The sequence below is a fragment of the Pseudovibrio japonicus genome (assembly GCF_014651595.1).
GTDB lineage: Bacteria > Pseudomonadota > Alphaproteobacteria > Rhizobiales > Stappiaceae > Pseudovibrio > Pseudovibrio japonicus.
Genome location: NZ_BMXE01000002.1, coordinates 394,885 through 418,722 on the forward strand (window position 1 = coordinate 394,885; position 23,838 = coordinate 418,722).

Annotated in this window: 20 protein-coding genes; 13 read left to right on the forward strand and 7 right to left on the reverse strand. The window is 51.6% G+C overall.

Translation table 11 applies throughout. The features are described from left to right. Positions 1 to 118 precede the first annotated feature (118 nt). On the forward strand, positions 119 to 1,210 hold the full coding sequence (locus IE076_RS06590; protein WP_189435973.1) for a tyrosine-type recombinase/integrase: 1,092 nt from the start codon (positions 119 to 121) through the stop codon (positions 1,208 to 1,210). 319 nt (positions 1,211 to 1,529) lie between these two features. Here IE076_RS06590 and IE076_RS06595 read toward each other — a convergent pair whose 3' ends face one another. After that, complete coding sequence (locus IE076_RS06595) at positions 1,530 to 2,156, reverse strand: TetR/AcrR family transcriptional regulator (RefSeq protein WP_189435974.1); 627 nt, start codon at positions 2,154 to 2,156, stop codon at positions 1,530 to 1,532. 91 nt (positions 2,157 to 2,247) lie between these two features. On the opposite strand from IE076_RS06595, the gene IE076_RS06600 reads away from it, so the two are divergent. The 7 genes from IE076_RS06600 to IE076_RS06630 all read left to right on the forward strand — a co-directional run bounded on the left by IE076_RS06600 (position 2,248) and on the right by IE076_RS06630 (position 9,721). Next, a complete protein-coding gene (locus tag IE076_RS06600) occupies positions 2,248 to 2,694 on the forward strand; it encodes a DUF2147 domain-containing protein (RefSeq protein WP_189435975.1) in 447 nt (148 codons plus the stop codon). Between the two features lie 6 nt (positions 2,695 to 2,700). After that, positions 2,701 to 3,138, forward strand: a complete 438-nt coding sequence (locus tag IE076_RS06605; protein ID WP_189435976.1) for a hypothetical protein — start codon at positions 2,701 to 2,703, stop codon at positions 3,136 to 3,138. Positions 3,139 to 3,489: 351 nt separating this feature from the next. Beyond that, positions 3,490 to 4,959: an MFS transporter gene (locus IE076_RS06610; protein ID WP_189435977.1), complete on the forward strand. Its 1,470-nt coding sequence runs from the start codon at positions 3,490 to 3,492 to the stop codon at positions 4,957 to 4,959. 414 nt (positions 4,960 to 5,373) lie between these two features. Further along, positions 5,374 to 6,459 carry a glycosyltransferase family 4 protein gene (locus IE076_RS06615; RefSeq protein WP_189435978.1) on the forward strand — a complete coding sequence of 362 codons (1,086 nt, stop codon included), beginning with the start codon at positions 5,374 to 5,376 and terminating at the stop codon, positions 6,457 to 6,459. A gap of 23 nt (positions 6,460 to 6,482) precedes the next feature. Next, complete coding sequence (locus IE076_RS06620; RefSeq protein WP_189435979.1) at positions 6,483 to 7,673, forward strand: hypothetical protein; 1,191 nt, start codon at positions 6,483 to 6,485, stop codon at positions 7,671 to 7,673. Then, positions 7,657 to 8,688: a glycosyltransferase family 8 protein gene (locus IE076_RS06625; RefSeq protein ID WP_189435980.1), complete on the forward strand. Its 1,032-nt coding sequence runs from the start codon at positions 7,657 to 7,659 to the stop codon at positions 8,686 to 8,688. The genes IE076_RS06620 and IE076_RS06625 overlap by 17 nt, the downstream gene beginning before the upstream one ends. A gap of 244 nt (positions 8,689 to 8,932) precedes the next feature. Next, complete coding sequence (locus IE076_RS06630; protein WP_244649621.1) at positions 8,933 to 9,721, forward strand: glycosyltransferase family 2 protein; 789 nt, start codon at positions 8,933 to 8,935, stop codon at positions 9,719 to 9,721. 165 nt (positions 9,722 to 9,886) lie between these two features. Here IE076_RS06630 and choV read toward each other — a convergent pair whose 3' ends face one another. The 3 genes from choV to IE076_RS06645 all read right to left on the reverse strand — a co-directional run bounded on the left by choV (position 9,887) and on the right by IE076_RS06645 (position 12,941). Further along, positions 9,887 to 10,930, reverse strand: coding sequence for a choline ABC transporter ATP-binding protein (gene choV / locus IE076_RS06635; RefSeq protein WP_189435981.1), 1,044 nt, complete (start codon positions 10,928 to 10,930; stop codon positions 9,887 to 9,889). Continuing rightward, positions 10,930 to 11,775: a choline ABC transporter permease subunit gene (gene choW / locus IE076_RS06640; RefSeq protein ID WP_189435982.1), complete on the reverse strand. Its 846-nt coding sequence runs from the start codon at positions 11,773 to 11,775 to the stop codon at positions 10,930 to 10,932. Before choW ends, choV begins: the two co-directional genes overlap by 1 nt. Before the next feature lie 209 nt (positions 11,776 to 11,984). Then, positions 11,985 to 12,941: a choline ABC transporter substrate-binding protein gene (locus tag IE076_RS06645; protein WP_189435983.1), complete on the reverse strand. Its 957-nt coding sequence runs from the start codon at positions 12,939 to 12,941 to the stop codon at positions 11,985 to 11,987. Between the two features lie 272 nt (positions 12,942 to 13,213). Here IE076_RS06645 and betI point away from each other — a divergent pair, with 272 nt between their 5' ends. The 3 genes from betI to betB are packed head-to-tail and all read left to right on the forward strand — an operon-like array spanning position 13,214 to position 17,014. Continuing rightward, entirely contained in the window at positions 13,214 to 13,816 is a 603-nt protein-coding gene (gene betI, locus IE076_RS06650; RefSeq protein ID WP_209008912.1) for a transcriptional regulator BetI, read from the forward strand. 33 nt (positions 13,817 to 13,849) lie between these two features. Beyond that, positions 13,850 to 15,502: a choline dehydrogenase gene (gene betA / locus IE076_RS06655; RefSeq protein ID WP_209008913.1), complete on the forward strand. Its 1,653-nt coding sequence runs from the start codon at positions 13,850 to 13,852 to the stop codon at positions 15,500 to 15,502. Between the two features lie 48 nt (positions 15,503 to 15,550). Continuing rightward, a complete protein-coding gene (gene betB / locus IE076_RS06660) occupies positions 15,551 to 17,014 on the forward strand; it encodes a betaine-aldehyde dehydrogenase (RefSeq protein ID WP_189436354.1) in 1,464 nt (487 codons plus the stop codon). A gap of 172 nt (positions 17,015 to 17,186) precedes the next feature. On the opposite strand, the gene IE076_RS06665 is transcribed toward betB, so the two are convergent. After that, entirely contained in the window at positions 17,187 to 20,438 is a 3,252-nt protein-coding gene (locus tag IE076_RS06665; RefSeq protein ID WP_189435984.1) for a 1,4-beta-glucanase, read from the reverse strand. 604 nt (positions 20,439 to 21,042) lie between these two features. Between IE076_RS06665 and IE076_RS06670 the strand changes: the two genes are divergently transcribed. Both IE076_RS06670 and IE076_RS06675 read left to right on the forward strand, forming a co-directional pair. Beyond that, positions 21,043 to 21,258: a hypothetical protein gene (locus tag IE076_RS06670; RefSeq protein ID WP_189435985.1), complete on the forward strand. Its 216-nt coding sequence runs from the start codon at positions 21,043 to 21,045 to the stop codon at positions 21,256 to 21,258. A gap of 272 nt (positions 21,259 to 21,530) precedes the next feature. Then, on the forward strand, positions 21,531 to 21,872 hold the full coding sequence (locus tag IE076_RS06675; protein ID WP_189435986.1) for a hypothetical protein: 342 nt from the start codon (positions 21,531 to 21,533) through the stop codon (positions 21,870 to 21,872). Positions 21,873 to 21,903: 31 nt separating this feature from the next. Here the strand turns inward: IE076_RS06675 and IE076_RS06680 are convergent, their stop codons facing one another. Both IE076_RS06680 and IE076_RS06685 read right to left on the reverse strand, forming a co-directional pair. Next, the gene (locus IE076_RS06680; protein ID WP_189435987.1) at positions 21,904 to 22,725 is read right to left on the reverse strand and encodes a heme ABC transporter ATP-binding protein; all 822 of its coding nucleotides are present in this window, start codon (positions 22,723 to 22,725) and stop codon (positions 21,904 to 21,906) included. Between the two features lie 9 nt (positions 22,726 to 22,734). Continuing rightward, positions 22,735 to 23,838: a FecCD family ABC transporter permease gene (locus IE076_RS06685; protein WP_189435988.1), complete on the reverse strand. Its 1,104-nt coding sequence runs from the start codon at positions 23,836 to 23,838 to the stop codon at positions 22,735 to 22,737.

The following is a 23,838-nucleotide window of genomic DNA, read 5'->3' on the forward strand; positions in this document are numbered from 1 at the left end:
AAATATCACCGCGACAGCTCTCCACGAGAGCACGGAAGCTCGGCGCATTTTACCAATGTACCCGACCAATGCTTTTGCACCCAGATCATATTGAAACTATTCTAACGGAAGGGAATGCATGCCAATCGAACTCTACAAGCGGGGTAATACTTGGTGGTTCAAAGGCCGCATCGAAGAACTACCTGAAGGAGAATACTATCGACAAAGCACTGGAAAAACTAAGAAGAAAGACGCGCTGACATACATAGCTCACTTCCATCAGAACGAAATACGTAAGTACTATACAGGGGAGGATGAAGTATTTCTCTTCGCAGATGCTATACTTCTTTATGATCCAACCGATGATTATAAAAAATACCTTGAGAAGGTGTTCCCTTATATTGGTCACCTTGAGGTTTCAAAAATCACACCGAAGTTGGTGAAAGATTTAGGGCCACAAATTTCTCCAGAAAACTCTACTGATACATGGTCAAAGCAAATAATTGGCCCTGTTCGTGCAGTAATAAATAATGCCCATCAGCTCGGAAAATGCGGAGCAATTTCAATCAAAAATTATTCCAGTATTGAGCGTGTCAGACAAGATAAAGCGCGGGGCAAAAATACTAGAGTGAAAAAAATTCCAGGGGACTGGAATTGGATACTCGCATTTAAGAAACATGCCAGTCCGCATATGGGTATCCTATGCCAGTTTATGTTCGAGACCGGATCAAGGCTGGGACAAGCCCTAGCAATGATCCCTAGTGATTTAGACCTCGAGAATCGGTTGGTTAAGATCCCCGCAGCGAAAGGCTTCGACGAGCGCACTAAGGAAATATCCGAAGATCTGACAAAAGAACTGAGAGATCTGCCTCCACGAAGGCCGCGTGCTACCGGAAAGAAGGGGCAGCATAGGCCCCTATTAGTTTTCGGCTACGCTAGCAGATACAGCGTCAACAAAACCTGGGATCGCGTTTGTGAACGCGCAGGCATCGATATTCGCAAACCACATGCTGCGGGGCGTCATGGCTTCGCCACAGAAACCGCTGTTAGGCAGGGGGTTGACCCAGTATCAGCAGCAGAGTCCGGTGGATGGGCAGATAAAGCTAACTTTATAAAAGTTTATCTCCATGCTGAAGACAGTGAGGCCAAAACAGTCGAGGCTATGCGTACAGGGCGCGTACAGGCAGAACAACAGAATCAAGTTAACACATTGGAAAATAAGGATGATTAAGACATCTACTGCATCCCTCCGAAGGCAGAGGCCGCAGGTTCGAATCCTGCCGGGTGCACCATTTTTCTTCGCAGATTTAGCTTGTTATTTTTCTAGGTGATTTTGTTGTCTTTACGGGCCACCTTGAGGCTACAAAAAGAAATTGTATTGGCTTTGAGCATATTAGCCTTAGTGCTCCTGTGATCTGACAAAGCACTCCTCCTGCCCCCAACGTAGGGATTGCACAAGCATGGCCTCAAGCTTGCTGCAGAGCCGGTTTGAGGAAGCCGCAAACTGGATTAGTTTCATGCCACGCGGCCAATGTGGAGCGCCTCAGCTGTCAGGTGGGAACAAGCCCATCGATTGCTGTGTGCACAATCTCCTCCGGAGCTGACCAAGAATAGCTGCTGATCGTGATTAGGTTGTGCGCTATTCCGTTCAAGATACACAGCAGAAGTTCCGATTTCAGGCGCTTCACATCGGGGGCAACGTTGTCACCCAAAGCAGCTGCCAGACTGTCGCTGAGCAAGTTAAACCGTTCCAGTGTAGCGGCGTCTTCAATGAAACCGCGCACATCTGCCTGACTGATCCCCTTCGACATAAAGATCATGAAATAGTGCTGCCGGTGGTCCAGCCAATATGTGACATACCCGAGTGCCACACTATGCAGTCGCGCCAGAGGGTCAGACTCCTGCGCGGCGATCTGGTCGAGATGGTCGAATAACTCAGCAAACACCTGCGCCCAAAGCGCGCTCAGAATGTCGATCTTATTGTCGAAGTATTTGTAGAGCGTCATCACGGTGAGGTCGGCCTCTCGTGCGAGCCGGCGCATCGATACGGCCTCGTAGCCTTCCTCCTGAAACAGTCGCAATGCGCAAGCAGAGATATGGTCACGCATCTCCGCAATCTGCTCTTCACTGCGCGATGGGCGCCCTCTGGAGCGGCCTTTCGGTACTGGTGCTGTCATTTCTAGTCCTTTTGCGCGCCTCGGCCGAGCCTCATTGACAGGCCCGATAATTAATATATAACGCGTTATATATTAATTGAGGAGGTCAATCATGCGCTCCTTCCTACTTATACCTTTACTACTCTATCCGCTGACGGTTGGCGGCGCCAATGCCGAAGGGGTCGACGATTTGACCGGACGCTGGCGCACTGCCCGGCATGGCGCGCTGGTTGAAATCGCCGATTGTGGCGACGGCACGCCCTGCGGCACGCTTAGCTGGGTCAGCGAGGCGATATCCGAGGGCAATACTGCGGATATCAATAACCGCAACCAAGCGCTTCGTAACAGGCCGCTGATTGGCTTGCCAATCCTCTGGGGCTTTGAGTGCATAGAAGCCGGCTGCCAAAACGGCCGGCTTTACAATCCTGAAGACGGCAAGACCTTCCACGCCCACTTGCAACTGCTTTCAAAGGCAGAATTGCGCGTGCGCGGGTGTCTTGGTCCACTGTGTCGCAGCCAGATATGGATGCGCGAAGTTGCCAGCGAGACAAAGGAGTAACTCACTATGACAACTACGATTGATTCAACTGAGATAGCCAGACACGAACTCAACATTATTCGCGCCTTTTTTCTGATTTCAGCGCTGTGGAATTTTGCTGGTGCCTTTCCTGGACTTTTGGACAGCGCCGGGATGTTTGAACGCGAATTTGGTCGCGAATTGGTTGATCCGGTGATGATCGCAGTTTATCGCGGCGCATGGGGAACCGCGCTGCTTTATGGGTTTGGTTTTCTCGCGGTCGCCTATAACCCGATGCGCCATACCGTCGTGGTGATGATGGGCGGGCTGGGCAAGGCGCTTTTTGCTCTCAACCTTGGTGTAATGTACCTGAACGGCTGGACATCTGAGTTTGCTTTAGTAGTTATTGGCGGCGACGTCGTCTTTGTTCTGCTATTTGTTATCTATTTCTTACGTTTGCGGTACCACGGCCATGCCTTGATCTGAAGGCAAGCCTCTTGTCTTCGTGTAGTAGGTCGCTGAAACCCTTGTGACAGTCTGCTGGATTTTTGGCAGCAGACTTTGTCCGTCAGTGGCGCGTTATGGATAGGGCGATTGAATTGAATATGGGAGAGCCTGTTGTAACGTTTCGCCTGGGCTTCAAAACTTAGAAAACCACTCCAGCACATCTCTCATTGCGCTGACAAGCTTTGCAACAGGCCCGGCAAGGCGTCAAACCCGCGACAGAGCGCTTAATTGTAATCCGCGATTTCTATGGATAGGCAACTGCTACTTGTAGGCATATCACGGTTGAGAATTTTCTACGTATTCTCTTAACTTTGCCGCGAGGAAAATCTGATGCGGGGCTCTGCCACCTTATTCAATGTCTGTGAAGATAATTCGGTTGCCTCCAAGCATGTTTCGCTGGGACTCAAGCTTATTCATGGCATCGGTGCAGCCCCGTTCGGCATAAAGAACAGTGGTTTCAGTTATTTCCTGCTTCTATTTTATTCGCAGGTGATCGGACTGGATCCGGCGCTGGTCGGGCTAGCCATTACCATTTCGCTGGTGTTTGATGCCATCAGCGATCCTCTGATTGGCTATTGGTCTGACAATCTCAAATCCCGCTGGGGACGCCGTCATCCTTTTATGTACGCCTCCCTGCTGCCTCTTCCAATTTCCTACTATCTTCTTTGGTCGCCCCCTCAGGACTGGTCGCAGATCCAGTTGTTCTGGTATGCCACCATTCTTGCAATACTGGTCCGCACTGCTATCACGCTCTATGAAACTCCAAGTACAGCCCTTACACCGGAGCTAAGTACCAACTATGAAGAGCGGAGCAGCATAATCGGCTTACGACACTTGTGCGGTTGGTTCGGCGCGTACTCGATGACTGCAATCAGTTTCTTGCTGTTGTTTCCTGCTTTCGTAACACCTCAGATCAGTGATGGGCGGTTCAATCCGAAAGCCTATGAGATTTATGGGCTTGTCGCTGCCATTGTCATGTTTGTATGTATGTCGCTGGCAACATTGGGCACGCAAGGAAAGGTTCCCGACCTTGACAGATCGCGGTCTCACCGAAATCCGCTTTCGATGCGCAAGGTGTTCTCGGACCTTCGCGAGACGCTCGTAGACCGGTCATTCGTCAGCTTGTTCATGTGCGCCTTACTAGGCGCAATTGCCACCGGTCTTGCTGCTGCCCTTACTTTCTATTTTATGACTTATTTCTGGGAGTTTAGTTCCAAACAACTGGCGGCTTATGTCCTTGGTGGCTTTGTTTCAGCCTGCATCGGCTTTTTGCTGGCCCCTAGGGTCACGAAGCTCATCGGTAAGAAACGCGGTGCTATGCTAGTTGGATTGGTAGCATTTATCGGTTACCCGATGCCGATTTTACTGCGTGTGGCTGGTGCGTTGCCCAACAATAACAGTCCCTATATTTTCTGGGTGGTCTGGATTAGCGCTATTGTCGACATCGGATTGCAGGTTTGCTTCCAGATCTTAATTGCCTCGATGATGGCAGATCTTGTGGAACACTGTGAGTTGAAAACCGGTCGGCGTTCAGAAGGGGTATTTGCCTCCTCAATCACCTTCATCAAGAAATGTGTGCAAGGGGTTGGCACCATGGCGGGTTCCTTCATTTTGGTGCTGGTCTCGTTCCCCAAAACAGCGCGCCCCGGCGAGGTTCCACAAGAAACCTTGATGACCATGGGCCTTTATTACAGTTTCGGTCTTATCTGCATAACCATGCTCTCGTTAGTCGCCCTTTCGTTTTACCGAATAGACAGAGCGACACACGAACAAAACCTGCAAAAGCTCGGCTTCATTTGAGTTAACCACAGACGCGACAAGGACAGCTTGCTCATGCATAAGAGCCAGTCATTCGCTGTTCTTTGGAGAACACCGAGAAGTTTCGGCCGTTAACAATTGGTACATTGACCGGCGCTGTTACATTGACATCGACGCCTAATGGACAGGTTGGGCTTTTGAATAGCGGAGTTATTGTTCGGGAAAGCGTGTCACCGTTTGCGCGCCTTTACGTAGGCGTGTTCATGGAACAAAGGGTGGGCTCTTACTCTGCTGTCAGAGTACACCCGAATTCGGAAACACACGTCCTGCTGCTACCGGCTGGCCTTCGGTTGTTTTTCTGTGGAAAACATGCAATACTTGCTTTTGATAAATTGACAAAAGTTTACCCAAGTAAAGCAAGAGGTGCGAAAAAGCACCCGTGGTATGGCAGAGGCAATGAAAATCGCCGTTATTCTTCCGCCTAGGTTTGTCTTCGACCAGAATAAGCCCAACTCGATCGAGACTGTTGTCAGGACCATCAACAGCGGGAGCCGCTTTCTTGAGTCCTTGAGCATTGTGTGTGATGAAGGAGCTGATACGGGCACTGATTTTCATACGATCAAGGTACCCGCCTATCGCGACAGGTCCTCTCGGTTTAAAGCCATTCGTGCTGTGCTGGAAGAGCTGAGGCCGGATTTTCTGGAAATCCATCAGCATGCACCAACCGGCTATCAGCTAGTGTCGCGACTTGGCGCGACTCCGAGTGTCTTTTACCGTCACAACGTAGTCAGAATGCCAAGAAACTTCATCACCAAGTGGCGACACCAGCGCCGCTACGCCGCATTTGACGCACACCTGTTCGTCAGTGACTTCGCGCGGCGCACCTTTACAAGGGCCTTTCCCAAGTTTAGGGAAAGCAGCTTTGCTGTTCCAAACCCCATCGCATTGGAGCAGTGGTCGGCCCCGGATATTCCTAAGGAAAATATCATTGCGTTCGCAGGCCGGGCTGCACCAGAGAAGGGTATCGCCCAGTTAGCTCAGGCCCTCGTGCCGATCCTGAAAGACAACCCTTCCTGGAAGGCAGAATTGGCTCTTGGGTGCTGGGATAAACACAAGGAGTGGACGGAAGAAGTCACCAGCTGCCTCACACCGCTCAATGAGCAATGCATTCTCCACCGCGACCTCCCGTTGTCAGACGTCAAGCGCGTGCTCCAGCGCAGCAAAATCGCTGTGGTGCCGTCGGTTTGGCATGAACCGTTCGGCCTTGCTGCTATCGAAGCCCATGCTGCAGGTTGTGCGGTCGTTTCTTCCGGCAGGGGTGGGCTACGCGAGGCCAGCGGCGGCCATGCCATCTACCTGAAAGACGTGACTGCTGCGGAGATTGCCAGCGCTTTGAACGACCTCATTGGCGCACCTGATCGTCTGAAAAGCCTTGCTGAATCAGGCCTCGAATTCACCCGTACGCACCACAACGTAGAGGTGAGGGCGAACCAGTTGGATACGATCCGTCAGATCATTGTTGAAAATTGCCACAGGCCCTGACAACCAGACTAGGAAACCCATTCATGTTCCATCGGCTTACATTGCTGGAGAAACTGGTCTCCTTCCCACTAAGGGCCATCTCCTATCTGTTTATTTTTGATGGGCAGAGCCGACGCGAATTCGCCTATCACTACTGTAAGATTTTTATCTCTCGGCAAAGCTTTGCTTCTCTCTCAAAGCTGCGCAAGATGATTCTTCTGGAAGGAGAACGTAGCGCCATCATTGCTGAACCTACTGACTTCCATGGTGAAGTTCTACTTGGGCTGACAAACTACTATGTGGACATGGACTTCAAGCAAATCATAGTGCTTGTCACACCCAAACAATACGAGCGTCTGGAAGGGGCGATCGTTCACCACCCTAACGTGATCGTGTTTCCACTGGATGAGATCTTTTTCAATCATGTTTTCAGACTTCGAAATCTAAAAGTTGACAGCTATTTCTTGACGACACTCGTTTTCAGAACTTTTTCCCTGAAGAGGTACTGCAAAGGTAATCCGCATTTTGCAGAACGAGTGTGCGGGATCGTTCACACACTCAAAGAGGCTACAAGGCCAGAAATAGACAATCTTCTCAAAAGTCAAAGAGCCTTTTTGCTGAACAACTACAGCTCTGACGAGGGATTGAAGGAAGTCAACACCAGTTACTTTCATCGACAAAACAAACAACATGCAAGGCAGCAGGGTGATAAGCTCCGATTTATATCCGTAGGAATACGGAATAAAAAAGACCTATTTAACGCCTTCAGAGCTGTACTGAGAGTACACTCGGACGCCGAGCTTGTGCTCATTGCGCGATTACAACCACATATCCCACCGGATCTAGTGTCCAATATCCACTGCCAAGCAGACAAAGGTTATGACGTCCTGTTTGAAGAGGTCCAGTCCAGCCGTTTTATTCTTGCCCTGCTGGACAGCAAAGAAGACGCAGACTTGCCCTTCCTGCGTAAAGATCGCTCGAAATCTTCCGGCAGCGCCCAGCTCGCTTTGGGCTTGAACCGTCCCATGATCATCGAGGAGGCCTTTGCCAAGTGTTATGGCTTCACGGCAGAAAACGCTGTTCTTTATCCCGTCGGAGGGCTGAAAGGTGCCTTGATGCAGGCTGCCAACATGTCGGAGGAGGCATACAGCGCAATGCAAACCGAACTCTCTAAGCTATCTGAAGAGAAGAAGGTCCGCGCTTTGGAAAGTCTAACGTATGCAACAAGAAACTAGCATACCTATCGTTTTTGCCTTTGACGACGGCTTTGCTTTGCCTGGCTCGATTGCCATTGCATCTCTGGTGCAGGCTGCGAAGACAATAACTCGCTATGACATCTATGTTCTACATGATGGTTTGCCCAAAGATACACGGGATAAACTTGCACAAATTGTGGAGGGGACAGCTCATCAGCTCACATTCCATCATCTGGATCAGGACGTCATTCGGGATGCGCCCACCTCCAAGAATTGGCCCGCAATTGTCTATGCGCGGCTCTTCATTCCTAAAATGTTTCCCCAGTTTGACAAGGTTATCTACTCCGATGTGGACGTCCTGTTCAAATGTGACCTGACTGCTTTATTCAACGAAGATCTGGAGGGTTATCACATTGCGGCGGTTCCGGCGGAGACAATGGGGCAAGCCTTTCGCCTACATCAACGGTTGGATGGATACCAAAATAAAAGTATTTTCATGTCCGGCCTCATCATCTTCAACACACCCGCTATTTTAGCAGACGATCTCTGTGACAAGATGGGGGCACTGGCAAACCAATATGGTGACCAGCTCAAGATGTTCGACTTAGAACTGATGAATCTGGCCTTTTCAAAGATCAAACCAATCGCGATAGACTATTGTGTCTTGGAATGGCTGCTATCCGAAACACCGACATCCGCTGCAGAATGGCAAATGCTCGTGCAAACCCACGGCGAAGAGGCTTTGGAGTGTGCCATTCAGGCCCCCAAAATCGTCCACTATGCGGGTCATCTGATAAAAGTCTGGGACCGAACAGAGCAGCCAGAGGACTACCTTCGTTATGTAAAGCGCTCACCTTTTGCTTTTCGCTGGAAGCAGGTGGCCGCCAGGAAAGCTGAGGTACAGCGCCATTTATGGTTCTACACCTTGCTTTCAAAGGTTCATCCACTCCGGAGAAAGCGACATGATTTGCGTGGAGTATTAAAGCAAATAAGGGTTGATCAACAGGCCAAGGCGTGGGCTACACGAAAGCTAGGTGGTTCTTCCTTGTCTTAGGCGCCAAGGGGCATCAACGGGGATGAGAGTATGCAAGCCAAGTCGTTGATCTGATCGGATACAGACCAAGTTCTTACCTCACACTTTCAGAGGGAACCTCTGAAAAACCTCTAAGCGGTGAAGTAATACAAAAAGTTCTCTTTATAGAAACCTAAGCACTGTATCAAACTCGTTTGTAATAAGTTAGAAGGCTGGGTTGTAGAACCTCGCCAAGTAGTCAGAGTTTATCCTAAAGAGCATCCCCGTGAAAAAGATACCGGTATCTGCATTCATTATCACAAAAAATGAGGAAGACAGGGTTCTATCGGCCATCAACAGCGTAAAAGAATGGGTGGATGAGGTCATTGTTGTCGACTCAGGATCGAGCGATCGCACTGTTCCCATTGCAGAAGAAGCTGGGGCAAAAGTATACTTTAATGAATGGGATGGTTACGGAAAACAAAAGCGTTTTGCAGAAGACCTGTGCCGGAATACCTGGCTTCTCAACATTGATGCAGATGAAGAAGTTACCCCTGCGCTCGCAGAGGAGATGACCAGGCTCTTTGCTCCTACGCCGCCTGAAGACATCTACAAAGTCCATATTGTGGACGTGTTCCCGCATGAAAAACACCCGGCGAAATGGGCGTATGGGTACTGGCAGTATCGCCTTTATGACAAAGACAAAGGGCGTTTCTCTGACTCCCCGGTCCATGACACTGTAAGGCCCTATGAAGGCGCAAAGATCGTTAAGTTGAAGGGCAAGGTTGGCCACCGCTCGCAGCGATCTATTCAGTTCACTGTCGAAAAGCTTAACCGCTACTCTGATATGCAGGTTCAGGACTTGGTTCACCGAGGACGGAAACTCTCTAGTCTCCGGCTCATAACAGAATTCCCGATTGCCTTTTTAAAGAGTTACTTCATCAGACGAAGTTTTTTATACGGCTGGTGGGGGCTCGTTATCGCCTACAATCACGCGTACTCACGATTTGTACGTGTGGCGAAATACTATGAAAAACAGATTACGAGTAAATCGTCTACTCCCCCTCAGAAATGAAGGCGGAAGATATCCGCAAAAGCAAACAGCCAGAGGACCACGGGTACCACGACCACCAAAGGGTGGAAGGTAAGAGCTTTGCCCACAACCAACATAATTACAAACGAAAACAGGCGCACTTTTTCCCAGTGCGCCTGTTGATAGAATCGTTAATTCTTGTTGATGCTAGACGAAGCAGTCCATGATTTCTTGCTCGCGAATGATTCCGACTGCCTGATCACCGCGGTAAACGGCGATTGGGCCAGCGCTGCTGCGTTTCATCTCGATCACACTGCGGATGACCTGCTTTGCTGTACATCTTGGCATCTGCTCTATACCGGCAATCAGATCAGGACTGACAGCGCTGAGATCTGACATGATGTCCTCTGCGTGCAGAACATTCAGTGGGTTCATGTGAGCAACGAAGGATTCGACGTACTCATCCACCGGGTTCTTCACGATCTCCTGCGGCGTACCAATCTGAACCACATGACCGCCTTCCATGATGGCTATACGGTTGCCGATCTTGGCTGCTTCGTCGAGGTCATGGCTCACGAACACGATGGTTCTGTGCAGCTTTTCCTGAAGGTCCAGCAGCTCATCCTGCAAGTGGCTGCGGATGAGGGGGTCCAGCGCGGAAAACGGCTCGTCCATTAGCAGGACTGGTGCGTCGGTTGCAAAGGCGCGCGCCAGGCCGACACGCTGCTGCATACCGCCAGACAGCTCATGCACGTATTTATCACCCCAGCCGCCCAGGCCGACGAGTTCCAACTGTTCTTCGACTTGCTCCAGACGCTTGGCCTTTGAAACGCCGGAGAGCTCAAGACCAAAGCCTACATTGTCACGAACTGTGCGCCATGGCAGCAGACCGAACTGCTGGAATACCATCGCAACGCGCTCGCGGCGTAGTTTGCGCAGGCGGGACGAGGAGCAAGTGGTTGGATTGACCTGTTCGTCATTATCAGCAACGAGAATTTCGCCGCGGCTGATCTTGTTGAGGCCGTTGATGGCGCGGAGCAGGGTGGATTTACCAGAACCAGACAGACCCATAAGAACGAGAAGCTCGCCCTGCTGGATGTCAAAGGTTGCGTTCGCGACGCCAACCAGCTGGCCAGTTTGCTCCTGAATTTCTGCGCGGGTTTTGCCGGCATCAATCAGGGGCAGCGCTGCATTCGGTTTATCACCAAAAACAATGGAAAGGTTTTTGAAGGAAACAACAGGTTTGGTCATTATTTGCCGCCTTTATCTTCGGATGTCTTGAAGAAGCGGTCCAGCACAATAGCGACCAGAACGATTGCAACACCGACTTCAAACCCTCGTGCAATGTTCACTGTGTTCAGCGCGCGCAGAGTTGGTACGCCGAGGCCATCTGCACCAACAAGTGCGGCGATAACAACCATGGACAGTGACAACATGATGGTTTGGGTCAGGCCAGCCATGATGTTTGGCATGGCATATGGCAGTTCAATCTTAAAGAGCTTTTGCCAATAGGTAGCACCAAACGCCTCACCAGCTTCCAGCAGATGCTTCGGAGTGGAAGCAACACCGATCTGGGTCAGGCGGATTGAGGCTGGCAGTGCAAATACGACCGTTGAAATCAGACCCGGTACGACACCCAGACCAAACAAGATCAGGGCAGGGATCAGATACACAAATGTTGGAATGGTCTGCATCAAATCCAGCACAGGGCGTACCCAAGAGAAGAACTTGGGGTGATGCGCAGAGTAAACGCCAACAGGAACGCCGATCAGCATACAAACGAATGTAGAGCTGAGGATCAACGCCAGAGTTTCTGTGGTTTCATCCCAATAGCCTTGGTTGATGATGAGCAGAAGACTCAGTGCAACAAAGATAGTAAAAGGGATGGAACGTCTGACTACATAAGCCAGCACTGTGACAATAACAACGACACCGAGTGGGTGAGGGGCTTGCAAAAGCCAAAGTACACTGTCGATAAGCCATTCGATTGCAACGGAAATTGCATCGAAAAAACCTCTTGCATTGTCGGTGAGCCAGTCAACTCCCCACCTGGCCCAATTGCCGATGGGTAGTTTGTGCTCTGTTAGCCACTCCACGGGAAACCTCAGATTTTGTTATTGTATATTGGCGTGCTCACGCCCTGAACTCGATCAGGCCGGTTCGCAGGATATTTCGTACCGACAATCAGCAACCCCAGCTGCAACATCAGACATTCCGGCTGTCGGAAAGCTCCGGAACTACGCACTGAGAGGCAGACTGCGAGTGAATCGCATCCGCCCCTCAGGATATCGTTTGATAATGACGCTTAGAGGCCGAATGCAGTCTTTGCTGCGGACAAGCCGTCTTTTCCGTCAAAAGTGGTTACGCCATTCAGCCATTTATCAAGAGATTCAGGGTTTTTCTTGATCCAAGCTGTTGCAGCGTCGGTTGGCTCTTCACCTTCGTTCAGGATCGCATTCATGATCTCGTTTTCCATCTCCAGAGAGAAGGTGAGATTCTGAAGGAACTGACCCATGTTGGCACATTCGTTAGCGTAACCAGCGCGGGTGTTCGTGCGAACATCAGCACCACCAAAGTTTGGACCGAAGAAGTCATCACCACCGGAGAGGTACTCCAGCTCAAAGTTGGAATTCATTGGATGTGGAGCCCAACCGAGGAAGACGATGTCTTCGTTCCTGCGTGTTTTACGCGCAACCTGGGACAGCATGCCAGCTTCGGATGATTCAACAATATCGAAGTCGTCGAGGCCGAATGCATCCTGCTCGATCATGTCGAGGATCAGACGGTTGCCGTCGTTACCTGCTTCAATACCATAGATCTCGCCGTCAAGCTCCTCAGAGAAATTTGCGATGTCGGCAAAGTCCTTAAGGCCTTTTTCATAGGTATACTTAGGAACAGCCAAAGTATACTTAGCGCCAGTCAGATTGGTTTGCACAGTATCAACGGTGCCGGCTTCGCGATACTTCGCGATATCAGCTTCCATTGTTGGCATCCAATTGCCGAGGAATACATCAAGATCATTATTTGCAAGAGATGCATAAGTGACTGGTACAGAAAGTACTTTTACTTCTGTCTCGTAGCCGAGTGCATCCAGAACTGATGTTGCAGCTGCAGTGGTTGCTGTGATGTCAGTCCAGCCCACGTCGGAGAAGCGTACGGTTTTACAGGCATCCGCTTCTGCGGCGAGAGCTGATCCAGTAATGAGTAAGAGTACTGAAGCAGAAGTAGAAAGTTTCTTTATGAGGCTTTTAGTAACGCTCATGTAAATCTCCCTGATTTATGTATATTTTCAATATAACCATAGAAACGCTGAGAATTTGCGCGCCAACCAGCTTCCAGGCGATAATTGAATTTTCAAATTCCTTCGATGTCCTACGCTAATAAAGGCCAGAAGGACTAAAGGCAAGCTTTGCTCATGATAATAATTACGAGAAATCTGAGTGCAATACTTTTCAAAACACTCAAAATGTTATATGAACTCTTTTTATTGATTGAACGTTCAATAAAAATAATCTTGGAGCTCGTCTAGCGCAGATGCCTAAAGTTGGAATGGTAGAGGAACGCAAGACCTCAATCATCATGGGAACGATTAAAGCGATCCATGAGAAGGGGTATGCTGCGACCACAATGGCGGATATCGCCAAGAACGCCGGTATTTCAACAGGGTTACCGCATCACTATTTTGGCTCGAAAGCGGGTGTGTTCAACGCGACCATCAGCTTTTTGCTGAAAGACCTGAGCAAACAATCCCGGAAGCGTCTGTTGCGGGCGAAGACTCCGGTGGAGCGGATCGACGCGATCATCCATACCAGTTTTAGTGACGAGCAGTTTCAGCCTTCGGTTATTTCGGCATGGTTTGCATTTTATGTTTTGGCGCGTACGGAACCGGAAACGCGCCGATTGCTGCAAATCTACCATCGACGCCTAATTTCGAATCTAACTTCTGAATATAGGCGCGTGACAGACCGCGAGACGGCGAGCACAGCAGCAGCAGGCACAGCCGCCATGATTGACGGGCTTTGGCTGCAATGCGTGCTAACAACCAACCGACCTGACGGATCACCAGCCACCATGCTGGTTCAGGACTACGTAAAGAAATGTTTCGACAGCTTTGAAACGACAGATACCCCACAATAAAAACTGAGAAGTGGCAGAAAGCCAAGAGAATACATGACCGCAGATTTCATTATTGTAGGCGCTGGTTCAGCTGGATGCGCACTGGCGAACCGCCTTTCAGAAAACCCTAAAAACAAGGTGGTCCTGCTGGAGTTTGGTGGCACGGATATCGGTCCGTTCATTCAGATGCCAGCCGCCTTGTCCTACCCCATGAACATGTCTCGGTATGACTGGGGTTATGAGAGCGCTCCCGAGCCACATCTGGACGGGCGTAAGCTCGCTTTGCCACGTGGCAAGGTGATTGGTGGCTCGTCCTCTATTAATGGCATGGTGTATGTGCGCGGCAATGCCTGCGACTTTGACACCTGGGAAAAAATGGGCGCAAAAGGCTGGGGCTATCACGACGTTCTGCCTTACTTCCAGCGCCTTGAGAATGCGACGGCAGGTGATGACGGCTGGCGCGGCAAGTCCGGCCCGCTGCATGTTTCGCGCGGTACACGCTGGAGCCCGCTTTACGAAGCCTTTGTACAGGCTGGTGAAGAAGCTGGTTACGCCCGCACCGAGGATTACAACGGCTACCGTCAGGAAGGCTTCGGCGAAATGGAGATGACGGTGCACAATGGTCGCCGTTGGTCCGCCGCCAATGCCTATCTGTGGCCAATCAAGGGCCGTGAAAATCTGGAGATCATCTCTGGTGCGCACGTGAACCGCATCCTCATGGAAGGCAAGCGTGCTGTTGGCGTTGAGTACATGCGCGGCGGAAAGCTGACTGAGTTGAAATGTACCCGCGAAGTGGTCATTTCTGCATCCTCCATCAACTCACCGAAGCTGCTGATGCACTCCGGCATTGGTGATGCGGCAGCGCTGTCTGCGCTGGGTATTGATGTAATTGCAGACCGCAAGGGCGTTGGTGCGAACCTGCAGGACCATCTGGAGCTTTACATCCAGCAGGCCTGTACGCAGCCGATTACGCTTTACAAACACTGGAACCTGATCTCCAAAGGGGTGATTGGCGCACAGTGGCAGTTGGCGAAATCCGGTCTGGGTTCTACAAACCACTTTGAAACTTGCGGCTTTATCCGCTCTAAAGCGGGCGTACAGTATCCGGATATCCAGTTCCATTTCCTGCCGTTTGCGGTTCGTTATGACGGACAGGCCGCCGCAGAAGGGCATGGTTATCAGGTTCACGTTGGCCCGATGCGCTCCAAGTCTCGCGGTGCCGTGACGTTGAAGTCTGCCGACCCGATGGAACAACCAAACGTGCTGTTCAACTACATGAGCCATGAGGAAGACTGGGAAGATTTCCGTCAGTGCATCCGCCTGACCCGTGAACTCTTTGCCCAGAAAGCGTTTGATCCTTATCGCGGTAAGGAAATTCAGCCGGGCAGTGAGGTTGAGACCGACGAACAACTGAACGGCTTCATCAAAGAACACGTTGAGAGCGCGTTCCATCCATGCGGCACCTGTAAGATGGGTGATGCAAGCGATGAAAGCGCCGTGGTCGACAGCGAATGTCGTGTCATTGGCGTTGAAGGTTTGCGCGTTGCGGACAGCTCCATCTTCCCGCAGATTACAAACGGCAACCTCAATGCGCCTTCCATCATGGTTGGTGAGAAGGCTGCTGACCACATTCTTGGAAAAGGTATGCTTCCTGCCAGTGATAAGCAGGCGTGGGTACACCCGAACTGGCAGAACGAACAACGGTAAGTGTTGGATTAAGAAATGACGAAAACAGATACTCTGACAAATGCATCCCTGCGTGCGCAGCCTAGTGGGTCTCACTTCATCGGCGGCACTTACGTTGATGATACGACGGGTGAGGAAATCCTGAGCCTTTATCCTGCTACGCAGGAGGTGATTGCGCGGGTTCACTCCGCTACACCGGCGATCATCAGCAAGGCGGTTGCGTCTGCACGCACCGGCTTTGCGATCTGGCGCTCCATGGCCCCTGCTGAGCGCTCCCGTGTTCTGCGCAAGGCTGCTGATCTGATGCGTGAGCGTAACCGTGAGCTTTCCGAGCTGGAAACGCTTGATACAGGGAAGCCGCTGCAGGAAACGCTCGTGGCAGACGCTGCTTCCGGTGCTGAAGCGCTGGAATACTTTGCAAGCGTTGCTGCAACGTCCAACGGCGAACACATTGATCTGGGTGGCTCTTATGCCATGACCAAGCGCGAGCCACTGGGCATTTGCCTTGGCATTGGCGCATGGAACTATCCGATCCAGATTGCAGCATGGAAGGCTGCTCCGGCTCTGGCAGCTGGTAATGCGATGATATTCAAACCATCTGAAGTGACTTGCCTCTCCGCGCTTAAGCTGGCCGAGATCTTCCGTGAAGCGGGTCTGCCAGATGGTGTGTTCAACGTGGTGCAGGCAAACCGTGAAGCTGCGGCTTCTCTGGTGTCGCATTCTGAAATTGCCAAGGTTTCCCTGACGGGTTCTGTGCCAACCGGTATGAAGGTTGCTGAAAAAGCAGCTTCCCAGCTGAAGCACATGAGCCTTGAGCTGGGCGGCAAGTCTCCGATCGTGATTTTTGAAGACAGTGACATCGACAATGCAGTTGCTGCGGCGATGAACGCGAACTTCTACTCCACTGGTCAGATTTGCTCCAACGGCACACGCGTATTCGTGCATTCGTCCATCAAAGATGAGTTCCTGAAGCGTCTGAAAGCGCGTACTGAGAAGATCCTTATTGGTGATCCGCTGAACGAAGACACGCAGCTTGGCCCGCTTGTTTCCAAGGCTCAGCTTGAAAAAGTGATGGATTACATCGCGATTGGGCAGAGCGAAGGTGCAGTACTTTACGCTGGTGGTGGTCGCCCGAATGTGGATGGTCTGGGCCGTGGCCTGTTTGTTGAGCCGACTATCTTCACCGAAGTTAAAGACGATATGCGCATCGCTTGCGAAGAGATCTTTGGCCCGGTGATGTGTGTGCTGGACTTTGATGACGAAGCTGATGTTATCCGTCGCGCCAACAACACCGAGTTTGGTCTGGCTGCTGCTGTGTTCACCAAAGACATCCAGCGTGCCTACCGCGTGATTGACCAGTTGGAAGCTGGCACTTGCTGGATCAACAACTACAACCTGACGCCGGTCGAGATGCCATTTGGTGGCTTCAAGAACTCCGGTATTGGCCGTGAGAACGGTCAGTGGGCACTAGACCAGTACTCTCAGGTCAAGAGCATCTATGTGGAAATGGGTGATGTTGAGGCTGGCTGGTAAGCGCAGCGACACTCTCTTTTGAAGCATCGGAAATAGGGGCTTCGGCTCCTATTTTTGTTTGGGCTAATGGTTTTTGCGTACATTTGAGCCGATCCAATTATCCTTCGGCACCTAACAAAAAGCCCTCCCGACATGCATCGGAAGGGCTCATCTGGATTACCGCATTGTTCGATCAAGTCATGTGATGTTCCCGATTGGAAGAGCGGTGCTGGTGCGCACGCATGTCTTTTCCAAGCCCCAGATCGCTGATGTCCCTCGCCTCGAAGTTTACCGGACTCAGATCTTTTAGAGTGATTCCGTTCAAGGTGTAGGTGTGGCCGCCGTTATCCAAAACTTCGATCACTACACCGTTCCTGCTTTCTTTGATCTGCACTTGAGACGGGTTTAGAATGCCAAGATCAATGGTGTCAGTTGCTGGGTCGAAGTTCATGATGACTTCTTCTGCCGCCCAATCCCAATTGATGTGCACAGTCTCACCACCGATTGCTCTATGACTGGTATCAGCGGCTGCATGTTTCACTGCTTCTGCGGTACCGGAAGCTGCTCGCGGAGCCGGTGAAACTGCAGCGACCTCTAGCCTATTCGTCTCAGTCGGAGTTCTCGCATCTGCCGTTCTTTCAGGGTTTGCAAGGAAGCCGTCAATCTTGGCCTGAGCATTTTTATCATTGGCACGGATGTTTTTAACTGTCAGGTCTGCTGCAGTGATGCCAGCCAACAGAAGGGACCGTCCGCCATTACCTGGCAGCGTGAACAGGACACCATCTTCAGTCTGTTCGACCTCGAACTGACTGTCGTTAAGCCAGCGGATGTTGACGGTACTTTCTTCAGGGTTGAAATTCCGCACTACATCCTGCTTCCCCCAATGCCAATCCAACATGAACTCGCGTGGGGCCATATCTGCCGGATCAGGGTCCGCAGCGGCACGTTGGTCAGCTGATGCAGCGGCCAAGGGCGAGTCATCCGCAGCTTCGAACAGATCCCGGACTTCCTGCATGGCAGACGGATCTTTAACCTCGAAGTTTTCGGCGCTGAGATCATCCAGATAGATACCTTCCAGCAGGAGGTTCTGTCCGCCGTTTGAGGGCAGGGCTATCAACAAACCCTCTTCAGTTTCGGTGAAGCTGATCTGGTCTGCGCTGATCCAGCCAATATTGATCTTGTGCGCAGAGGGACTGAAGTCGGTGATAATGCGGTTTTCACCCCACGCCCATGTAAACGCGACCACGCCATCGTCAGGCACCTGACTTCGAGTAACAGCTGCTATCTGAGCGGGTTCCTCTACTCTAGTCTGGTGGCCGTCCATCGCCTCATCAGCGGGCGCTCTGGCGGTCAACAGGTTATCACGGCTGACAATGGTCACCTGATCCTGACTGAGGTCAAAGGGAGCTTCGAGGTTGTCGTCCATTACCTGACTGGCATGGAATTCCATGTGGCCCGGAACCAGATCGTCCAGCGATATAGCCTCAAACAGGAAACTTTGACCTGTCGGCTGGGTGGATACCAGCAAGCCATCATTGGTCTCATCAACGCTCAAGCGTTCACGCATGCCATAGTACAGAAAGCTGATTTTCATGGTTGCAGGGTCAAAGTCGGAGATGACTTCACGCAGGCCGTATTCATGGGAGCGAATATAGACGGTATCATCTTCACGCGGCCCCATGCCATGTTCCCAGGAGACAATGCCTCCAAGATCCTGCCGAAGGTGTTCATCTTCAACGACACCAAAATCTGCGATATGGACATCGTGAAAAGTGATGCCCTGAATAATCTGTGCATCAGATTTCCATGGGCTGTCGATGACGATCTCACCTGACGGTGCTTTGGTGACGATCAGACTGCGCTCTGAGGCACCGCTGAAGTCCAGCTCATCCGTTTCCGGATTAAAGCCAACAATATCGTCTGCATTTACATCCGCACGGAATCTGGAGCCACCTTGCTCTGTTGTTCCTGTGACCTCTGGTGGGTTCGAGCCATCATTATTATAGACAAGCTCACACCCACCGCCCCGACCCAGCGTGAGCACTTCTGCTGTCTCACCAATCGCTGCGGCAACCTCGTTAAAGGTTGACTGCTCGGAAACGGAGAAGTTGGCCAGCGACAGGTCGGAGAGTCTCACGTCCTGAAAGGTGGTGGTGGACAGGGTTTTGCCGAACTCATCCGTGATGACGATACAGACGTTTTTGCGCGGCATATCATGGTCTTCTTCACGGATCTGGAAATGATCTCCTGAAACGCCTTCCAGAATGTGGATCATGTCTGAGGAGGAATCGAACTCTGTGATGACCTGAGTTTCGCTCTCCACGCCGAGTTTATAAACATCACCGGCATGGCCATGGTGGCCATCATGAAAGTCATCTGCCTTTTCGGTGGCTGCCAGCGCCGCAGAGCGGGCACTGCTCTCGATATGGCCGCGGATCAATCCAGCTGCCGAGGCGTCCTGAATGGAGAAGTTGGCCATTGTCAGATCCGCAAAGGTCACACCGGACAACAACAAGGTCTGACCTCCATTAGAAGGAATTGAGAAGAGGACACCATCGGCTGTCTCGGTGATCTCAAGCTGGTCGGAGCTGATCCAGTCAACAAAGATCACGCCGTTCCTGGTGTCAAAGCCATGGACGATCTTCTGTTCGCCGTAGGACCATGTGATGACCACGTCGGCTTCTTCTTTTGGAACACCTGTGTGAGGCAGCGCGTCGCTCTCGTCCTTCCTGCCTGTCAGATTGTCCTGGAAGAAGTTGATTATTTCGTGAAGGGACGGGCTCTCATATGCACCAAACTGCTTCATTGACTGGAGGATTAGGGAGCGGGACTCATCCTTAGCCTGATCGCCGCCAAGAAGGACAGCAAGAGCACTGTAAGCACCGCTCATGTGGGCTGCCGCCAGGATGCCCGTCAGCGTGAGGGTAACGCTGACTTGCTGGTCATCCTGTTGGTAGGTGAACTCGCGCCCGATGAAGTCATCCAACATCCGGCCGCTATTGGACAATCCGATTTCGATAATCTGGAGGTGGTAGCCGAATGCTTCCTGGATGGCGACTTCCTGAGCCTCAGGGGTCATAAAATCGTCGAGTGATTGTACATTGTTCTTTCCGGTCCAACTACCATCCCAACTGTTGGAAACGGCGCCGTTACCGTAAAAGACATCATGATCGTAGTAGCCAAGATCGATCAGCAGGGCTTCACCGAACTGGTATCCGACAAACCCAAATGCGTTCATGGAACGGTAGGACATTGCATTCCATTGGTCGTCATCCAGATCTCCCCAACTATCGCGGTTTGGATAGAAGTCTTGCACCGAGCCGCCTGCCAGTTCATTGAGCTGCTCATCCTGAATTCCGCCCTCATTGTATTTCGCGCGGTCCCAACCGGATTCAAAAGCCCGAAGTGCGTCACGGAATTCGTTATAGGTGCCACGATAGTCCATTGTATTCCCTCAGTGTCATTGGAGGTATCCGGACAGTTGGCGTAACCAGAGTTGCTAAAGTCCAGACGGCCCCGTGGGCCCCTCCCGTTATAACGAACGCTCATTTAATCGAACTGCAGGCTGTGATCGCTCAGCTCTCAACAGCGCTTCTTTTGCAGTTCACATGATCATTTTCACGTTCGATGAGGACGATTGTTCTGGAAATTGAGGCCATATTTCGAAGGAAAAAGGGAGGGAATTTTACAGACAAATTTAGCAAAAACGTTTTGTATCAATATGTTACAATACTCACATACCGCTCGTGAGATTTTGCGGCTGTGTTTTCTTTCGGTATTTCCGTAGCTTACCCGAACTTTCGGTTTAGTAAGATCCTTGGTTTTTTATCCGCGCTGGAGCTGCCTTAATTGCCATCTATCCATTTGTCTCGGAATTTGCACATTGATGACTTCTGTGTCGGAGATCACAGGTGCGGCAACGCCTGTTCACCGGAGAATCAGGCTCCCTACGCAATCCCTAAAATACTACCCGCATACATTGACGATTTTAGCAATTGGCGTTTGCCCCCAAGATGAGAAAGGTGACTAGCTTATTTTGGGAGGAAGCTATGGCCACAATCGCACTCAGCGTGGCTTTGAACCTGTGTCTGTTGTCTATTGCCTTCCTGTTCGTTGGCATAAAAAACAGGCGGGCAGCCCGCTCAAGGGCGATCAAACGTAAGGTGCCTGTGGAAGAAGATTTCGCACTCCACCCGCTGAAGCTGCTTGAAGAGGAAGAAGAGAAGGCCGAGAAAACGCGCCTCAAGCAACGGGACGATCTTTGAACATCGTCGGGATTACCCGAGATGAGAGGAGCAGGAAGCTGGCTCTGACTTTGTTGACTTCTTTGGCGAGCGAAAAAGTCGTGCAACGGGTTTCAAGCTCGTCGCAGCCCAGCAATTCGGAGGTTCACCAGCAGACTTGTGGTCGGCGCAGCGGTTTCCGCAAATCAGCATAATGATATATCAGAGAGTCGGGTGGACGCGTAAGATCAGACCTTCTAAATGAACCCCTAAGTACTTTATCTTATCAGGTTCTAGGTTATGGGATTGCGCATATGAAGGTCTTTCGTCTTCTTCTTCTGGCTGCTTGGATTTGGATCATTTATCTGACCGTACATGCCGTTATGGTGCTTGGCCCGAACTGGCCAGCTGTTGCAGTTCAGGACCTTCTTGGTCACGCATGGCGCGCCCAGTTCAACACTGACTTTATCTTCCACCTCTTACTGCTCGCCACTTGGGTGTGCTGGCGTGAGGGTGTTAATCTAAAGGGCGTGATCTTTGGTGTTCTAAGCGTCGTAGGTGGTGGGCTCTTTAGCTTTCCGTATCTGATTGTCGAGAGCTATCGGGCCAACGACAGCATCGCTGGCCTCTTGCTGGGTCGACACGCACCGAAGTGATCGCTTGTCTGCCTCTAAATTCCAGCTTGTTTCAACTATCTTGAGACGTGCGACGGTCTGACCAGAACCTACCAAGGTTCTGGTCTTTTGCTAGATGGCCCCATTTGTTTTTGAGCGTACGTTCATCAAGGTGATACACCGAGCAGAGCAGCTCTGTTGTGATGATATCCTGCGGTGTACCGTGAGCGAGCAGATTGCCGTGGTCTAAGACAAAGATCTTATCGGCATAAACACAGGCCAGATCGATGTCGTGCAGCACTGCGACCACTCCACCACCAGCATTTGCGTAGTGTCGACCCATCTCAAGCACATCAATTTGATGCTTCAGGTCCAGACTTGCAGTTGGCTCATCCAGAAAGAGGTAGTTGGCACGGCCCTTCTGCCGTGGTTCCCACACCTGACAGAGCACTCTGGCCAGATGGACGCGCTGTTTTTCGCCGCCTGAGAGCTCCTGATAGTCTCTGTGTATGTAAGAGCCGAGGCCCACACGTTCCAGCGCTTCAAGCACACGGGGGCGCAGTTCATACGCGTTGAGGCCGTGGCTGCCGGAGATCAGGCCCAGCATGACGACTTCCTCGACCGAGAACGGAAAAGACAGCTGGGAGCTTTGGGGAAGGACTGCTCTGCGGGTTGCAAGTTCAATAGGTGGGAGGGACGGCAACGGGGTACCGTCCAACATCACTACACCCGCTGACGGTTGCTGGTCACCTGTCAGGCATTTGAGGAGCGTGGACTTGCCAGCTCCGTTGGGGCCGATGATCACCGTCACCTCTCCCGGACAACTGCGGAAGAAGACATTTTGGAGAAGCGTCTTAGTACCGACGCGGACTGAGAGATTGATTGCCTCAAGCATCTGATTTCCTCACACCTGGACCTGATTGTTGCGCGCAAGCAGGATGGACAGGAACACCGGCGCACCGATGACTGCGGTGATGATGCCAATGGGGAGCTCTGCAGGTGCCACAACGGTTCTGGCGACAACATCAGCTGCCACGAGAAGAGATGCTCCCAGCAGCGCGCAGGACGGGAGAAGGAAGCGGTGATCCGGGCCGATGATCAGCCTCAGGACATGGGGTACGACGATCCCAACAAAACCGATTGCACCAGCTGCAGCAACGGAGGCTCCGGTTCCGCCTGCAACCAGAATAATGATCAGGCGCTTGAGGTGCTGTGTGTTGAAGCCCAGATGAAAAGCTTCCGCTTCACCAAGTAAGAGTGCATTCAGGCCCTTTGCTATAAATGGCAGAGCAACAAGGACCGCCAGGGTGAACGGGAGTGTGGACCACACGCGTGGCCAGGTGGAACTTCCTAGACCGCCCATACCCCAGAACGTCAGGTCTCGGAGTTCTTCATCTGTGCTGCCAAATACGAGAAACCCGGTTACAGCGCCTGCAAGTGCGCCAAGCGCAATGCCTGCCAGCAACATGGTTGCGATGGAGGTCTGGCCACTGCGGGTTGCGACCTTATAGAGGAGAGCCGTTGTTGCAGCGCCGCCGATGAAAGCCCCCCATGGCAAAAGGTAGACGGAGTATCCGTCCAAAATCCAAGCGGGCAGGGCAGATGACAGGGTGATCACGCAGACAGCTGCCAGAGCGGCCCCCGAGGAGACACCGACCAGCCCCGGATCTGCGAGCGGGTTTCGGAACAGCCCCTGCATCATGGCTCCGCAGGTGGCGAGGGAGGCGCCGACCAGACATCCCAGCAGTGTTCTTGGCAGGCGGATATCCATTAGCACGACTTTATCTCGAAGCGTGAGCGCCGCTTCTTCACCTAAAACCCAATATTCGACAGCGCCCCAGATATGTTCGAGGGAGACCTCCGTTGGACCAACAGCAAGCGATAGCACACACACAGCCAGGAGCAGTACCGTCAGCGCGCACATGGCGTACTGCTGGCAGGCTTCTCTGGTTGTTCGTGTGCTGGGGAGGGGTGCTTTAAATGCCTCTGACAGTGTCATTTCACTCAT

Bases quoted from the DNA above. Each gene is read 5' to 3' on its own strand.
- IE076_RS06590 (WP_189435973.1), top strand. From the start codon at position 119: ATGCCAATCGAACTCTACAAGCGGGGTAATACTTGGTGGTTCAAAGGC.
- IE076_RS06595 (WP_189435974.1), bottom strand. From the start codon at position 2,156: ATGACAGCACCAGTACCGAAAGGCCGCTCCAGAGGGCGCCCATCGCGC.
- IE076_RS06600 (WP_189435975.1), top strand. From the start codon at position 2,248: ATGCGCTCCTTCCTACTTATACCTTTACTACTCTATCCGCTGACGGTT.
- IE076_RS06605 (WP_189435976.1), top strand. From the start codon at position 2,701: ATGACAACTACGATTGATTCAACTGAGATAGCCAGACACGAACTCAAC.
- IE076_RS06610 (WP_189435977.1), top strand. From the start codon at position 3,490: ATGCGGGGCTCTGCCACCTTATTCAATGTCTGTGAAGATAATTCGGTT.
- IE076_RS06615 (WP_189435978.1), top strand. From the start codon at position 5,374: ATGAAAATCGCCGTTATTCTTCCGCCTAGGTTTGTCTTCGACCAGAAT.
- IE076_RS06620 (WP_189435979.1), top strand. From the start codon at position 6,483: ATGTTCCATCGGCTTACATTGCTGGAGAAACTGGTCTCCTTCCCACTA.
- IE076_RS06625 (WP_189435980.1), top strand. From the start codon at position 7,657: ATGCAACAAGAAACTAGCATACCTATCGTTTTTGCCTTTGACGACGGC.
- choV (WP_189435981.1), bottom strand. From the start codon at position 10,930: ATGACCAAACCTGTTGTTTCCTTCAAAAACCTTTCCATTGTTTTTGGT.
- IE076_RS06645 (WP_189435983.1), bottom strand. From the start codon at position 12,941: ATGAGCGTTACTAAAAGCCTCATAAAGAAACTTTCTACTTCTGCTTCA.
- betI (WP_209008912.1), top strand. From the start codon at position 13,214: ATGCCTAAAGTTGGAATGGTAGAGGAACGCAAGACCTCAATCATCATG.
- betA (WP_209008913.1), top strand. From the start codon at position 13,850: ATGACCGCAGATTTCATTATTGTAGGCGCTGGTTCAGCTGGATGCGCA.
- IE076_RS06665 (WP_189435984.1), bottom strand. From the start codon at position 20,438: ATGGACTATCGTGGCACCTATAACGAATTCCGTGACGCACTTCGGGCT.
- IE076_RS06670 (WP_189435985.1), top strand. From the start codon at position 21,043: ATGGCCACAATCGCACTCAGCGTGGCTTTGAACCTGTGTCTGTTGTCT.
- IE076_RS06675 (WP_189435986.1), top strand. From the start codon at position 21,531: ATGAAGGTCTTTCGTCTTCTTCTTCTGGCTGCTTGGATTTGGATCATT.
- IE076_RS06680 (WP_189435987.1), bottom strand. From the start codon at position 22,725: ATGCTTGAGGCAATCAATCTCTCAGTCCGCGTCGGTACTAAGACGCTT.
- IE076_RS06685 (WP_189435988.1), bottom strand. From the start codon at position 23,838: ATGAGTGAAATGACACTGTCAGAGGCATTTAAAGCACCCCTCCCCAGC.